The 15297-nt window shown below is 51.2% G+C and carries 15 protein-coding genes and 1 other RNA gene; 11 read left to right on the forward strand and 5 right to left on the reverse strand.

Going from position 1 to position 15297, the window contains the following annotated elements; translation table 11 throughout:
• Positions 1-6: 6 nt before the first annotated feature.
• Together J1778_RS20855 and uxaC are read right to left on the reverse strand one after the other, a co-directional pair.
• A complete protein-coding gene (locus tag J1778_RS20855) occupies positions 7-1458 on the reverse strand; it encodes a tagaturonate reductase (protein ID WP_217174786.1) in 1452 nt (483 codons plus the stop codon).
• A 167-nt stretch (positions 1459-1625) separates the two neighbouring features.
• The gene (uxaC, locus tag J1778_RS20860) at positions 1626-3038 is read right to left on the reverse strand and encodes a glucuronate isomerase (protein WP_217174787.1); all 1413 of its coding nucleotides are present in this window, start codon (positions 3036-3038) and stop codon (positions 1626-1628) included.
• 960 nt (positions 3039-3998) lie between these two features.
• Between uxaC and J1778_RS20865 the strand changes: the two genes are divergently transcribed.
• The 10 genes from J1778_RS20865 to J1778_RS20910 all read left to right on the forward strand — a co-directional run bounded on the left by J1778_RS20865 (position 3999) and on the right by J1778_RS20910 (position 11175).
• Entirely contained in the window at positions 3999-5291 is a 1293-nt protein-coding gene (locus J1778_RS20865; protein ID WP_217174788.1) for an MFS transporter, read from the forward strand.
• Positions 5292-5480: 189 nt separating this feature from the next.
• Positions 5481-6257, forward strand: a complete 777-nt coding sequence (gene exuR / locus J1778_RS20870) for a transcriptional regulator ExuR (RefSeq protein ID WP_217174789.1) — start codon at positions 5481-5483, stop codon at positions 6255-6257.
• Between the two features lie 394 nt (positions 6258-6651).
• Positions 6652-7335, forward strand: a complete 684-nt coding sequence (locus J1778_RS20875; protein ID WP_217174790.1) for a DedA family protein — start codon at positions 6652-6654, stop codon at positions 7333-7335.
• Positions 7332-7715: an EnvZ/OmpR regulon moderator MzrA gene (mzrA, locus tag J1778_RS20880; protein WP_217174791.1), complete on the forward strand. Its 384-nt coding sequence runs from the start codon at positions 7332-7334 to the stop codon at positions 7713-7715. The genes J1778_RS20875 and mzrA overlap by 4 nt, the downstream gene beginning before the upstream one ends.
• A gap of 141 nt (positions 7716-7856) precedes the next feature.
• Positions 7857-8234: a DUF1090 domain-containing protein gene (locus tag J1778_RS20885; protein WP_217174792.1), complete on the forward strand. Its 378-nt coding sequence runs from the start codon at positions 7857-7859 to the stop codon at positions 8232-8234.
• A 158-nt stretch (positions 8235-8392) separates the two neighbouring features.
• Positions 8393-8695, forward strand: coding sequence for an ElaB/YgaM/YqjD family protein (locus J1778_RS20890; RefSeq protein WP_013577208.1), 303 nt, complete (start codon positions 8393-8395; stop codon positions 8693-8695).
• Positions 8696-8697: 2 nt separating this feature from the next.
• Entirely contained in the window at positions 8698-9105 is a 408-nt protein-coding gene (locus tag J1778_RS20895; RefSeq protein WP_217174793.1) for a phage holin family protein, read from the forward strand.
• Complete coding sequence (locus J1778_RS20900; protein WP_217174794.1) at positions 9102-9386, forward strand: YqjK-like family protein; 285 nt, start codon at positions 9102-9104, stop codon at positions 9384-9386. Before J1778_RS20895 ends, J1778_RS20900 begins: the two co-directional genes overlap by 4 nt.
• Before the next feature lie 239 nt (positions 9387-9625).
• Complete coding sequence (locus J1778_RS20905; RefSeq protein ID WP_112288087.1) at positions 9626-10018, forward strand: DoxX family protein; 393 nt, start codon at positions 9626-9628, stop codon at positions 10016-10018.
• A gap of 173 nt (positions 10019-10191) precedes the next feature.
• Entirely contained in the window at positions 10192-11175 is a 984-nt protein-coding gene (locus tag J1778_RS20910; RefSeq protein ID WP_217174795.1) for a glutathione S-transferase family protein, read from the forward strand.
• A 41-nt stretch (positions 11176-11216) separates the two neighbouring features.
• On the opposite strand, the gene J1778_RS20915 is transcribed toward J1778_RS20910, so the two are convergent.
• Positions 11217-12122, reverse strand: a complete 906-nt coding sequence (locus tag J1778_RS20915; RefSeq protein ID WP_217174796.1) for a LysR family transcriptional regulator — start codon at positions 12120-12122, stop codon at positions 11217-11219.
• 110 nt (positions 12123-12232) lie between these two features.
• Here J1778_RS20915 and J1778_RS20920 point away from each other — a divergent pair, with 110 nt between their 5' ends.
• On the forward strand, positions 12233-12937 hold the full coding sequence (locus tag J1778_RS20920) for a pirin family protein (RefSeq protein ID WP_217174797.1): 705 nt from the start codon (positions 12233-12235) through the stop codon (positions 12935-12937).
• Positions 12938-13015: 78 nt separating this feature from the next.
• Here J1778_RS20920 and J1778_RS20925 read toward each other — a convergent pair whose 3' ends face one another.
• Positions 13016-14647, reverse strand: a complete 1632-nt coding sequence (locus J1778_RS20925) for a methyl-accepting chemotaxis protein (protein ID WP_217174798.1) — start codon at positions 14645-14647, stop codon at positions 13016-13018.
• 251 nt (positions 14648-14898) lie between these two features.
• An RNA gene (rnpB, locus tag J1778_RS20930) (RNase P RNA component class A) lies at positions 14899-15277 on the reverse strand.
• Positions 15278-15297 lie beyond the last annotated feature (20 nt).

The raw sequence follows: 15297 nt of genomic DNA on the forward strand, positions 1-15297 counted from the left end.
GCTCTCTTAGCTGTAAGCCGCCAACGCATCACGCATGCCGCGATCTTCAATCGCCTGCAATTGCCCGGTCACTTTCGCCGTCAGACCCGGCACGGTATTCAGGTCACGTCCCCAGTGTTCTTCATCCGCCAGCACCGTTTCGACCAGCCCGATTAACGGCAGGCTGCCGTTACGCACATCGCTCCACAGGCCGGAGAAACGGCTCAGCCAGTGTGCATCGTCCTGCAGCGGATAAACTTCACCGTTACGCTCACCCCGGTAAAACGCCAGTAACGCCGCCAGTGCAAAGGTCAGGCGCGGAGGCAGAAGCTGATTCTTTTCCTGACTCGCCAGCAGTTGCGGCAAAATACGGGTGCGGTATTTGGTCATGCCGTTCAGGGCAATCGACAGCAACTGATGCTGAATGAACGGGTTGCGGAAACGACTGAGCACCGCCTGTGCAAACGACGTCAGCTCATCCTGCGGCAGATCCAGCACCGGCGAGATTTCCTCGGCGATCGCCAGTTCGACGAAGCGGCTGATTTGCGCGTCATTCATCGACTCGCCCACAGTATTCAGTCCTGCCAGGAAGGCCACCGGCACCAGTGCGGTGTGCGCGCCGTTGAGGATCGCCACTTTGCGTTCTTTATAAGGTTTGATGTCGTCAACCAGACGGATATTCAGCGGCAGTTTGTCCAGACGCAGTTCCTGCGCCAGACTTTTCGGCCCCTGGATCACGAACAGATAGAAGTGTTCAGCGCTGTCGAAGAAGCTGTCCTGATACCCCAGTTCCTGCTGCAGGCTGTCGACTTCACTGCGCGGATAACCGGTGACGATGCGGTCAACCAGCGTTGAGCAGAATGTATTGCTGTTTTCCAGCCACTGAGTAAATGCCGCCGGAAGCGCCCATTGTTGCGCATAACGTAATACCAGTTCCTGCAACGCTTCCCCGTTATAGTCGATCAGTTCGCAGGGCAGCAGAACCCAGCCCTTATCAGCCGCACCGGAGAAATGTGTGAAACGCTCGAACAGCAAACGGGTCAGCTTGGCCGGGAAACTGGCCGGAGGCGCATCTTCCAGACGATCGCTCTCGACATAGCTGATACCGGCTTCCGTGGTGTTGGAGAACACGAAGCGAATATTCGGGTCACGGGCCAGCGCCAGATATTCATCAAACTGATGGTAGATATTAATTTCGCGGTTTACGGAACGGATGATGCGGGTATCACGCACCGTTTCACCCTGTTCGTTCAGACCGCTGATGATGGTGGTATACAGACCATCCTGAGTGCTCAGTGAAGGTGGAAAATCAGTATCGATCGGGCGAACCACGACAATACCGGCATCAAGATCAGTGTGTTCATTCAGCAGGTCGATTTGCCAGTCAACAAACGCACGTAAGAAGTTACCTTCACCAAATTGAATAATTTTGTCCGGGTGCTGACGGCCAGGGAAGTCACGGCGATTTAACCTTTGCATCTCACATTCACCTTAATTTGCTCAGACTCCGGTCTTTGAGGGCGGGATAAATGCCCCGTGGCCGTCGTTCTCTGTTGGGATAATTATTGATTAAATATGTTTTTTCAGGAGCGCAGGAACCTGCGCTCCGTTGTACTGTTTAGTGATTACTGTTTAGTTCATGCCGATCAGTTCAGTTCAATCTGGAAATACTGTTTGGCGTTATCGAAGCAGATGTTTTTCACCATATTGCCCAGCAGCTCCATATCTGCCGGCGCTTCGCCGTCTTCCACCCAGCGGCCGATCATCTGGCACAGGATGCGACGGAAATATTCATGACGCGTATAGGACAGGAAGCTGCGGCTGTCGGTCAGCATACCGACAAAACGGCTCAGTAAGCCCAGGTTGGCAAGCTGTGTCATCTGACGTTGCATGCCGTCTTTCTGGTCGTTAAACCACCAGCCGGAACCGAACTGCATTTTGCCCGGCATCCCTTCACCCTGGAAGTTACCAACCATGGTACCGATCACTTCGTTATCACGCGGGTTCAGGCAGTACAGAATAGTTTTTGGCAGGCCACCGGCCAGACCTTGCGCGCCCAGCAGTTTTGACAGCGGTTCTGCCAGCGGCTGGTCGTTAATGGAGTCGAAACCGACGTCTGCGCCAATCAGCTGGAACATACGGGTGTTGTTATTGCGCAGCGCACCAATGTGGTACTGCTGTACCCATTCACGACGCTGATATTCAGAAGCCAGATACAGCAGAACACCGGTTTTGAACTGAGCAATTTCTTGCGCAGTCGGCGTTTCACCGTTCAGACGACGGGACAGAATGCCGTCCAGCGTCGCGTCATCCGCTTCGCCGTACACGACAACGTCAAGCGCATGGTCAGAAACTTTGCAACCGTGCGCCGCAAAGTGATCCATACGTTTTTTCAGGGCATCACGCAGATCGCTGAAACGGGTAATGGAAACATCGGCCGCCGCTTCCAGTTTTTTCATGTAATCGACGAAGGTCGCGGCTTCAATGTTAAAGGCTTTATCCGGGCGCCAGCTTGGCAGCACTTTGACGTCAAAGCTGGGATCTTGCGCAACCGCTTTATGATGCTCCAGAGAATCGATCGGGTCATCGGTGGTGCCGACCATTTTCACGTTCATCTGTTTCATGATGCCGCGGGCAGAGAAGTCATCCTGCGCCAGCAGTTCATTACCGCGTTCCCAGATTTCGCCTGCTGTAGACGGGGAAAGCAGTTTGCCGGTGATACCAAACGGACGGCGCAATTCAAGGTGCGTCCAGTGGTAAAGCGGGTTACCGATAGTGTGAGGAACCGTTGCAGCCCAGGCGTCAAATTTCTCGCGGTCGCTGGCATCACCTGTACACATACGCTCAGGCACACCGTTGGTGCGCATCGCGCGCCATTTGTAGTGATCGCCTTTCAGCCAAATGTCATACAGGTTTTTAAATTTGTAGTCCTGGGCAATCAGCTCAGGCGGCAAATGGCAGTGGTAATCAAAAATTGGCTCATCTTTCGCGTAGTCGTGATACAAGCGACGTGCGAATTCTGTGTCGAGAAGGAAGTCTTCCGTTAAAAACTGCGCCATCTTAGGTTCCTCATCATGAATTCTGTAGAGTTGTCACTCAATGGTGCGAAGTTATCACACCAATTTAGATTGTCGTCCAGCTCTTTTTAGGGGGCTAACCCTGCACAAGCCAGCGATTTAAGACCATAAAAACCCACTAACTCTCTGTAAAATAATAGCGTTAAAGCTAAAAACCGCTGTTGTCTATTATCCTCACAATCAGAGTGTCATTTTGTGATGTCACTCAAACTTTAAATCTGTATGACAAGTTAATTCGTACCAGATGTAACAAAACGGCTTTTGCCGCTTACTCCTTTTTAGTCTGCGCTTCATATTCCGCCGCCAGCCCGTCTTTCAGGCCTCAGCGAATGATGTCTTCATCCGGTAAACACTTTATCAGTCATTTTTGGACAAATAATCCTGTTCATTAACTGTTCAGATTAAATGTGATCATTTGGTGAAGTTGTTACACCAATTACGTTTCGCTAATTTCGTTATCTTTGTTAATCACTTTCTGAAAAGTGTGAAGCCCATCAAGATAAATTCACTTTTCATTGTAAAATCAAGTAAATAACTCTGTAGTTAAAAAAGTTAAGTAACCACACAATATAAATGTGGTTTTGTGATGTCATTCAAATTTTAAATCTGTATGACAAGTTATCTTTGCATCGCCCGGACAAGAGCGTCAGAGATTACCTGCCACGTCCTTTCGCTGTTGCCCGGGCAAATTACTTCCCGGGCTCGATCAGACCATGGCGAAGTATTCATTCTGGTGTTCAGGACGTTCATCGGATCCTTACGCACAAATAACAATAACGCAGTGCGTATAAGTATCGGGCAGCTCCCAGTGAAATCCTCTGGCGGCGTGGTACCCGGAAAACGTTAAGGAAAGCCAGAACCCCACGCTTATTGAGGTGGCGCGAAATACGCCCTGACAGCCTGTCGCTGTCATCGCCGGATTATTTACTGGGAGAGAGTTAAATGGCTAAGATTAAAGGGTTACGCTGGTACATGATCGCGCTGGTTACCTGCGGCACGATACTGGGTTATCTGACACGTAACGCTATTGCCGCCGCAGCACCTACGCTGATGAGCCAGTTGAACATCAGCACACAGCAATATTCTTACATTATCGCCGCCTATTCCGCCTGCTATACCCTGATGCAGCCGGTAGCCGGTTACGTTCTGGATGTGATGGGCACCAAAGTCGGTTACGCCATGTTCGCCATCATGTGGGCCATCTTCTGTATGGCAACGGCGCTGGCAAGCAGCTGGGGTGGCCTCGCTATCGCCCGCGGTGCGGTCGGTATGGCCGAAGCCGCTATGATCCCTGCCGGTCTGAAAGCCAGCAGTGAATGGTTCCCGGCCAAAGAGCGTTCTATTGCCGTCGGCTACTTCAACGTCGGTTCCTCTATCGGCGGGATGATTGCGCCACCACTGGTCGTCTGGTGCATCGTGATGCACAGCTGGCAGCTGGCCTTCATCATTACCGGTGCGTTAAGCCTGGTCTGGGCATTGGGCTGGCTGGTGTTCTACAAGCATCCTAAAGATCAGAAGAAACTCAGCAATGAAGAACGTGATTACATTCTGGAAGGTCAGGAAGCACAGCATCAGACTAACAATGGCAAGAAAATGTCTGCCATGCAGATCCTGCGTAACCGTCAGTTCTGGGGCATCGCGCTGCCACGTTTCCTGGCTGAACCTGCCTGGGGGACATTCAATGCTTGGATCCCGCTGTTCATGTTCAAAGTGTATGGCTTTAACCTGAAAGAAATCGCGATGTTTGCCTGGATGCCGATGCTGTTTGCTGACCTCGGCTGTATTCTGGGCGGCTATCTGCCACCGTTATTCCAGAAATACTTCAAAGTTAACCTGATCGTTTCCCGTAAAATGGTGGTCACCATGGGTGCGGTTCTGATGATTGGCCCTGGCATGATCGGCCTGTTCACCAGCCCTTACGCGGCTATCGCTTTACTGTGTATCGGTGGCTTTGCTCACCAGTCACTGTCCGGCGCGCTGATCACCTTGTCTTCTGACGTGTTCGGTCGTAACGAAGTGGCGACAGCCAACGGTCTGACCGGGATGGCGGCCTGGATGGCAAGTACCATGTTTGCTTTGGTGGTGGGTGCGCTGGCCGATACCATTGGTTTCAGCCCGCTGTTTGCAGCGCTTGCGGTCTTCGACCTGCTCGGTGCCATCATCATCTGGACTGTTCTGCAAAACCGTTCAGCAGCAGAAGTGGCTCCGGCTCCGCTCAAAACCGCAAAAGCCTGATCCGTCGTATTAAAGCCCGGTAACTCTTTTACCGGGCTTTACTGTTTTCTGACATTTCTCCAAAACCTTTCTGCCCAATGCACGGTGCAACAGCCTTTCGTAAATCGTATACTGGCACTTGTATAATAAGTTCACAGGTCTGTCTGACACTTACTTCTTACAGGTTTCACTACTTTAAAGAGCACTCATATGGAATCCACAGACACCAGACGTCTATATCAACAACTGGCTGCTACGCTCAAGGAACGCATCGAAACAGGTTTGTATCCGGTAGGCGAGAAGTTACCGGCCGAACGTCTGATTTCCGATGAAATGGATGTCAGTCGCACCGTGGTGCGTGAAGCGATTATCATGCTCGAAGTTGAAGGTTACGTGGAAGTGCGTAAAGGGTCAGGCATCCATGTCATGTCAAACCAGCAGCGCCATCTGGTGGTGCCGGATTGTGGGAGTGAGTTTGGAACCTCCGGTCCGTTTGAGCTTTTACAGGCACGGCAGTTGATTGAAAGTAACATCGCTGAATTCGCCGCGACTCAGGTGACGAAACAAGACATCATGCGTCTGATGGAAATTCAGGAACACGCGCGGCAGGAAGATCGTTTTCGTGATTCTGAGTGGGATTTGAAATTCCACGTGCAGGTTGCCCAGGCGACGCAAAACAGCGCACTGGCGACCATTGTCGAGAAGATGTGGAGCCAGCGTTTGCACAACCCTTACTGGCGCAAACTGCATGAGCATATCGATGAGAAATCCATTGAAAGCTGGTGCGAGGATCATGACCTGATCCTGAAAGCGCTGATACGCCGTGATCCGCACGCTGCGAAACTGGCGATGTGGCAGCATCTGGAAAACACTAAACAAATGCTTTTCCGCGCGACCAGTGATGATTTCGAATTCAATGTAGACCGTTATCTGTACTCAGAAAACCCGGTTGTGCATCTCGATCCCCCTGTGCTCAATACCAAATAATTCCCTTTAAGGCAGGTTAATTCCCCCAACCTGCCATTTTACTCTTTCTGCTCTCTCCCTCGCTGAACCTGTCAGACACTGTCGAGTAGTGTCAGCCAATGTAAAACCCTTTCCCAAACGCGCTGCAGACTTAAATGATCGGTCTCAACGCGCTATATTTACCTGTCTGAGCTATTGGTATTTTGTTACAGTTAGACCACTTTTTTTACCCGTCTGAGCCGCGTTTAAGAAAGCAAAATGACGCGTAAATACAATGCCATCAAAACTAACGGCATCAGAACAATCAACCCGCCAGGGACTTGGCTACCCTATCAGCCCGGCAGACAGCGTCGAGACAATTTCTCCGCTGATGCTTTTGCTGACTCACTGAAAATGATGGAGTTTCACAAGACAGATGGAAATTATCAGCTCGCTCATCGATGCCCTCTGGCAACAAGATTATAAAACCCTCGCTGACCCCTCACTGGTCTGGGCGCTGTACCTGATTTTATTCATGATCATTTTTTTGGAAAATGGCCTGCTTCCCGCGGCTTTTTTACCCGGTGACAGTCTCCTGATCCTGGTCGGTGTACTAATTGCCAAAGATGCGATGAATTTCCCGTTAACGCTTTTCCTGCTCACCAGTGCGGCGAGTCTCGGCTGCTGGCTCAGTTACGCGCAGGGAAAATGGCTGGGAAATACGCGAATAGTACAAAGCTGGCTGGCACATCTCCCCGTGCATTACCACGAACGCGCACATGCTCTTTTCCATAAACACGGCCTTTCGGCGCTGTTAGTTGGCCGTTTTCTGGCATTTGTCCGCACACTCTTGCCAACGATTGCCGGCCTGTCAGGACTGAGCAACAGCCGTTTTCAGTTTTTCAACTGGGTCAGCGGCTTGTTGTGGATCCTGATCCTGACCTCGCTGGGATATTTCCTCGGTAAAACGCCGCTGTTCCTCAAGTATGAGGATCAGGTCATGAACTGCCTGATGTTGTTACCGGTGCTGTTGTTAATCGGCGGCCTGGTGGGATCAATCGTCGTGTTGTGGCGGAAAAAACATGCAGACCGTCAGAACAAAGGTAAGAGCGCATCATGAGCCAGAGGCTGAAAAGCCGGTCATTTATCTGGCCGGGGATGCTGATGCTGATAGCGATTGTGGCGATGTTTGCACTGGCATTATCGCACCTGCCGGTGCCTGCCAGCGCGTTGCAAATCCGTCCTGCCAGAACCGGAACGTCACTGCCTGACGGCTTTTATGTATACCAGAGCCTCAGTCAGCGGGGCATCCATATCAAAAGTATCACCCCGCTCAATGACGGGCTGGTGGTTCAGCTGGATTCTTCATCTCAGCGCGAGCTGGCAGAAGAAGCCCTGCAGGACATTTTGCCGCCGGGATTTATGATCCAGTATTGCGAACCGCCGCACGCGAAAGAGTGGCTCCATAAACTGGAGCGCGACAGTCTGAAATTTGGATAATTCCCTTAGCGACAAAAGGGGGATTCATCTGATATCACCGCTCATTCAGCGGTGATATCATTCAAAGCGAGTTATTCACTCAACTAATCATTTAGGACATTAAGTGCCACACTCACTTAACTATCAAAAGGAAGCTACAAGATGAAATTGACGTTAACCGCCCTCGTTTTAACCCCTGCCCTGTTGTTCACCACGGCCAGCTTTGCGGCATCGCAGCCGGAAACCTGTGCCACTAAGCAAAACGAAATCCAGAAGCAAATCGACGAAGCTCGTGTGCACAACAATCAGAACCGTGTAGACGGACTGGAAAAAGCGCTGCGCGAGAATAAAGAACATTGCACCGAAGCCGGTCTGCAAGCTGAAAAGCAGAAAAAAATTGAAGAAAAACGTGAGAAAGTTGCGGAGCGTGAGCAGGAGCTGAAAGAAGCTCAGGCAAAAGGCGATCATGACAAAGTCATCAAAAAACAGCATAAACTGGACGAAGCGAAGTCTGAACTGAAAGAAGCTGAGGCTATGTAATCCTTTCTGCCAGAGTCGATTTCCGGAGTTCGATTTACCGCGATATAGCGGATTTTTCAGGGTTTCTGTGGGTGGTAACAGATAATTCGTATTTGCGATCACCTGAATATCCGCTATGTTAAAAGTTCGAATCAGTTAACGTATGGAGTGACTTACACATGGCTAGTAATACATCAGAACAACTGCGCGCTGAACTCAAGTCATTGGCAGACACGCTGGAAGAAGTTCTTCAGACCTCTACCGATAAGCCGAAAGCTGAACTCGATAAACTGCGTGGCAAAGCAGAATCCCTGCTCAAAGATACCCGCGAACGTCTGAGCGATACGGGCGATAAGATTGCCTACCAGACCAAAGAAATTGCCGGTAAAGCCGACGATTACGTGCATGAAAAACCCTGGACTGGCGTCGGTATTGGTGCCGCAGTCGGCGTTGTCATCGGCGTTCTGTTAGCCCGCCGCTAATTATGGCTGAGCCAATTAAACCTGCACCACAAGGACCGGGTAAAGGGTTGTTTGACATCGTTTCACGCATTGCCACTGTCGTGGTGAGCATAGTTGAGACCCGTGTCAGACTGGCCGTTGTCGAGCTGGAAGAGGAAAAGGCCAATATTTTCCAATTACTGCTCATGGCCGGTATTACCCTGATATTTACCGCTTTTGGTCTTATGAGTTTGCTGGTGGTTTTATTCTGGGCCATCGATCCGGCCTATCGTCTTACGGCGATAGCCACGACAACTGGCGTATTGCTGCTCCTGGCAGTGATCCTGGGTGCAATGACGCTGGCGAAAGCCAGGCGCTCCACACTGCTTAGCCTCACCCGCAAGCAACTGGATGTCGATCGCGCCCTGCTGGAAAAGGATGACGAGCAATGAGTATTCCGGACCGCGCTATCGAAAAAGTCAGACTGCTACGCAAAATCGAGCGTCAGCGTGGCGAGCTTTCTCAGGCCGGTTCTGACTGGCTGGAGGCCACCGCCAAAGTGGATCATTACTGGGTAAAACTGGTGGATATGCGTAAATATCTGGTCGTGGGCTCAAGCCTGCTGGCTGTTTACGGTATCCGGCACCCCAGTGCGGTTGTTCGCTGGTCACGGCGTGCTTTTGGCATCTGGGGCACCATCAGGCTGTTCCGTAAAACCATCGGCAATAAATAGCCTCAAACCTCCTCCTGTTAAAAGGGCTGATTGGAAATCAATCAGCCCTTTTCTTTTTGAATAACAATCCCTCAACTGTTCAATTTATTTGAAGCATTCAAACAGTTTTACTTGCTAACAAAGCGTAACCATCCGACTTATTATCTCGTCATCAACTGATGCGGTAACGGCATGAAACATTTTCTGACCGGACCGGTAACATTTTAGCCCGCCTTGGGCACATTAATCTGGAGTAGAAAATGAACAAGTTACAAGACACTGCTTTGCTGGTTGCACGTATTCTGATGCCAATCCTGTTCATCGTTGCTGGCTGGGGCAAAATCAACGGTTATACCGCGACTGCCGGTTACATGACGTCTATGGGCGTGCCGAGCTTCTTCCTGCCACTGACAATCTTGCTGGAATTCGGCGGCGGTCTGGCGATTCTGTTTGGTTTCTTCACCCGTACCACAGCGCTGATCACAGCAATCTTCACCATTCTGACTGCGCTGATTTTCCACACTGATTTCGCACAGGGCGTGAACCAGATGATGTTCATGAAAAACCTGTCTATCGCCGGTGGTTTCTTCGTACTGTTCGCTTCCGGCCCGGGCGCATTCAGCATCGACCGCCTGATCAAGAAAAACTGGTAATTGCCCCGGCACCAGGGAGCAACAACCAAGCTATAATTAAATAAGACAAAAGAGCGACCTGCAGGGCGATGTGATTAATCACCTCGCCCTTTTTTATTATTTATCTGTAAATCTCGCCTGAATCCTTCGGGTTGCATCACGGCGGCGCGAAGGATAATGGGGAAGGAGGAAATATGGGACAACTCGTCAATGGCGTTTGGCAGGACACCTGGTACGACACCAAGTCGACCGGGGGTCATTTCAAACGTTCAGCAGCACAGTTTCGCAACTGGATAACGCCGGATGGCACACCTGGCGATCACGGCGTGGGTGGCTTTACCGCAGAGCGCGACCGCTATCATCTGTATGTTTCACTGGCCTGTCCGTGGGCGCACCGCACATTGGTAATGCGCACGCTGAAAGGACTGGAAGACATCATTCCCGTTTCTGTCGTTCACCCGCTGATGCTTGAACATGGCTGGACTTTCGCTACTGATTTCCCGGCAGCAACCGGCGATGATTTGTATCATCTCAACTACGCTTACGAAATCTATCTGCGGGCGCAGAACGATTACACAGGCCGTGTCACCGTGCCAATCCTGTGGGATAAAAAACAGCAAACCATCGTCAGCAATGAATCCGCCGATATTATCCGCATGTTTAACAGCGCGTTTGATGCCGTGGGTGCAAAAGCCGGGGATTATTATCCCGTGGCGTTGCGCCCGGCGATTGATGAAATTAATGAGTGGGTCTACCCGCAGATCAACAATGGCGTTTATAAGGCGGGTTTTGCGACGTCTCAGGGCGCGTACGATGAAGCCGTTGACGGTGTTTTCGCCGCGCTGGAACGGGCCGAGGAACTGCTGAGTAAACACCGTTATCTGACCGGCAACCAGCTGACTGAAGCCGATCTGCGTTTATGGACCACGCTGGTGCGTTTTGATCCGGTGTATGTCACGCACTTCAAGTGCGACCGTTACCGCATCAGCGATTACCCGAATCTGTACGGTTTCCTGCGCGATATCTACCAGATGCCGGGCATTCGCGACACGGTGGATTTTGCACACATCCGTAATCACTATTACCGCAGCCACGCGACCATCAACCCTTACGGGATTATTTCGACCGGACCGGCACAGGATTTAGAGTCTGAACACGGCCGCGATACGCGTTTTTGATTTCGTTATACTCCTTCCCCTTTCACGAGGGGAAGGACAGTTTATTTCGCTTCCCGCGTCGCCAGTAACTTTGGAATTTCACGCAGGAACCAGGCCTTTGCCTCGCCCATGCTGTCACGGCGCCATGCCATGATGATATCTGTCTCACGGTTATATTCCGCGCTGACCACCCGCAGACGCCCTTCCTCGATGTCTTTCTCGACCATCGGATAAGGCATCGTCGCCACGCCTAATCCTGCCAGCAGCGCTTTGCGTTTCTCTTCAATCGTGCTGACGGTCAGACGCTGCTGTTTATCAAGCAACTGAACGGTTAACACCGGGCGCTCACGGGCGGTATCTGCCACGGCAATCCCGCGGTATTTCACCCGGCTGACGTCAGATAAAGGCTCGGCTTCCAGATGGATTGGATGGTCCGGCGCGGCCACATACACGCTGACCAGTTTGTACAGCTTGCGGCTGTTAATTTCGGTGGAAGAGCGAAAATGCATATCGGGCGCGATAACGATATCCGCACGCCCCTGCTCGAGACGCTCCCATGCACCGGCCAGCACTTCAGTGATCAACGACACCTGCGTATTAGCTTTCAGCGCCAGCTTTTCAATCAGCGGGAACAACTGCGCAGCAGGCGATAACGCCTCACACACGATGGTAATGTGGGTTTCCCAGCCGCGGGCTAAGGCTTCAGCATCGACGGTCAGCTTATCGGCCGCTTCCAGCAACACACGTCCACGTTCGAGTAACATACGGCCAACATTGGTGAATTTTGTCCGATGACCTGAACGGTCAAACAGCACCACATCCAGCTCCTCTTCCAGTTTCTGCATGGTATAGCTCAACGCAGACGGGACGCGGCCCAGCTCGTCGGCAGCAGCAGCAAAACTGCCCCGGCGGTCAATGGCATCCATGACCCGTAAGGCTTCCAGTGTGAGTGCGCGATCCTTAGCCATTCTTTTCTCTTTCAGGAAATTTGAATATAGCGACCAGATTAACTGGCTAACAATCGCACGTCCAGACGCTTACCATTTATACATCGAAATTTTTAAGAGAGGCGACCGCCATGATCACCAGCAGAACGGCAAAAGAGTGCGGTACCGCTGACTTTGGCTGGCTCCAGGCACGGTATACATTTTCCTTTGGCCATTACTTTGATCCGAAACTGATGGGTTACGCGTCACTGCGCGTCCTGAACCAGGAAGTGCTGGCGCCGGGTGCCAGTTTTCAGCCACGTACCTATCCGCGAGTGGATGTTCTGAATATCATCCTGCAAGGCGCAGCGGAATATCGCGACAGCGCAGGCAACAGCATCCGGGCGCAAGCCGGTGAAGCGGCATTATTATCGACACAGCCCAATGTCAGTTACAGCGAACTGAACATCAGCGCCAGTCAGCCGCTGACGCGGATGCAGTTGTGGCTTGATGCCTGCCCCGAGCATGAAAATGCACTCACGCAGAAGATGACGCTGCCGGACACCACGCATTTCCTGCTCGCCTCACCGGACGGAGAAAAGGGCAGCCTGCAACTGCGGCAAAATGTGTGGATCCACCATCTGGATTTAGCAGCAGGTGAGCAAATCACGCTGCCGGTACGCGGACCGCGCGCCTATCTGCAATCAATTCACGGTCAAATTGATGCGCAGGGTTCGGTCAGCCACGAGCTACAAAAACTGGCCTGTGGCGATGGCGCGTTTATCCATCAGGAAAACAGCCTGACGGTTTCCGCCATGACACCCTTGCGGGCACTGCTGATTGATATGCCGGTGTGAATTTTCAGCAAGCTTCGCCGTTAGCGAAGCTTGCCGTCAAACCTGCAAGGCGAGATTAACAGCCAGTCCACACGCTGTTTAAGCAGATGCCGGAAGTGTGGCCGGCGTGTCGACGGCTCTGTCACTGAACGGGTCAAATGCTGCTGAACTCTCAGACTGCGTATTAATGACAAATACGGATACCGCCTGTGTCAGGCTCTTTGCCTGCTCCTCAAGTGACACCGCCGCAGTTGCAGATTCTTGTACCAGCAGAGAGTTTTGCTGAGTCACTCCATCCATTTCAGTTACAGCAATGCCTATCTGGTCAATACCGCGGCTTTGTTCATCAGATGCCGACGCAATCTCCGACATAATGTCCGTCACCCGCGTAACGGCACGCACAATCTCATGCATGGTTTCACCCGCACTTTCCACCAGCTCAGAACCGGTACCGACTTTATCGACAGAATCAGTGATCAGCGTTTTAATTTGTTTCGCCGCTTCTGCACTGCGCTGTGCCAGATTGCGAACCTCACCCGCCACCACGGCAAATCCTCGTCCCTCTTCTCCCGCACGCGCCGCCTCAACCGCGGCATTCAGCGCGAGAATATTGGTCTGAAACGCAATGCTGTCGATGATATTGGTGATATCGGCAATTTTCTGCGAACTGCTGGCGATCTCACCCATCGTCAGAACAACGTTATCAACTAATTTACCACCGTGGCTGGCAATATCTGATGCACTGAGCGCGAGTTTGCTGGCCTGGGACGCATTTTCGGCATTCTGTTTTACCGTTGCTGATAGCTCAATCATGCTGGCCGCCGTTTCTTCCAGCGCAACAGCTTGTTGTTCTGTACGTGAAGAAAGGTCTTTGTTCCCGGTTGAAATATCAACGGCACCGCTGAGAATTACGTTAGCGCTTGCACGTACATTGCCGACGGTTCGCGACAGCTCGTCCTGCATATGACGAATTGTACTGACAAGCTGGCTTATTTCATGAGCGGAGTGAATATCTATCGGGGTGTTCAGTTGACCGGAGGCGATCAGACGGAGGCAATCAATCGCTTTATTCAGGGGAGTAATGAGCGCGTTTTGGATGCCTTTCCAGACAATGATGGATATCGTGAGAACCACCAACAGAACACTGAGCGTGACCCATTTAGCCGTTTGGTAAGACTGGTGGCTATCAACCATTGCATTTGCGAAATTACTGTCAATTTGTGCGAGATATTTATCATATTCCTCGCTAAATGCTTTCTGATATTTCCCCGTAGGCTGATTATTGGCGGCGGTAATATTACCTTCTCTCATATAACCAAGAAGTTCAATCAAAGCACGGTGGAAGGTTTCGTACTTTTGTTGAATTTCTGCTGAATTACTCCCGGCTATCTTAGTCAGTAATAAGTATTTTTTCCAGTGCGTTTCTGCCTCTTTAAGGGAATGACTGGCCAGATTAAGGACATCATCTACATCAATATCAGCATCACCTTTTTTGCCATCCACAAGAAATTGGATCGCAGCGATGCTGATACTGCTGCGGGCATCCAGAAGCGCCACCCAGGTGTTGTTCAGTAAGGACTGCTGCTGGCGGATAGTTTGTAAAGCGTTGAAATTTTCATTGTCATGCTTCAGCGACTTTAGGAACAACCCGGCGGAAGTTAATTGCAAAAATCCGAATAAACAAACAATAACCATCAAACTCGTTACAACTTTCATGCGACTTAATAACATGTTCTTTTCTTCCTTAATAAAAGAATCAATAAGAACAATATCGGTGTATTGCGGAAAAACTTTTGCCAGAAACTGAATTATTTAACTGAGCATTACAATATCCTGCAAAATTCTCAGTCAGAATTAAATGGTGAAAAGCCTATAAATATCGCTGTTGGGCTCAAAATACAGACGGATATTAATCTGCTCAATGACAGGACGGGGAAAAGGCGAAAGCCCGCACAGTGTTAACTATGCGGGCTTTCTTTTGACGAGGGAGTTGACCGTTAAGCCGGGTTCTGTCGTGGACAGTCATTCGTCTAGGCCAGCAATCGCTCACTGGCTCAAGCAGCCTACCCGGGTTCAGTACGGGCCGTACCATGTGAACCCCTATTTGGCCTTGCTCCGGGTGGAGTTTACCATGCCACGAACTGTTGCCAGCCGCGCGGTGCGCTCTTACCGCACCCTTTCACCCTTACCTGATCCCGCTTGCGCGGGCCATCGGCGGTTTGCTCTCTGTTGCACTTGTCGTAAGCTCGCGCTTCCCAGGCGTTACCTGGCACCCTGCCCTATGGAGCCCGGACTTTCCTCCCCTCCTTCTGTCTCCCCCGAAAGGGACGGCAAAGAAGCGGCGACTGTCTGGTCAACTCCGCGGCGGATAATAGGGTATT

This window comes from Rahnella bonaserana (assembly GCF_019049675.1).
Lineage (GTDB): Bacteria > Pseudomonadota > Gammaproteobacteria > Enterobacterales > Enterobacteriaceae > Rahnella > Rahnella bonaserana.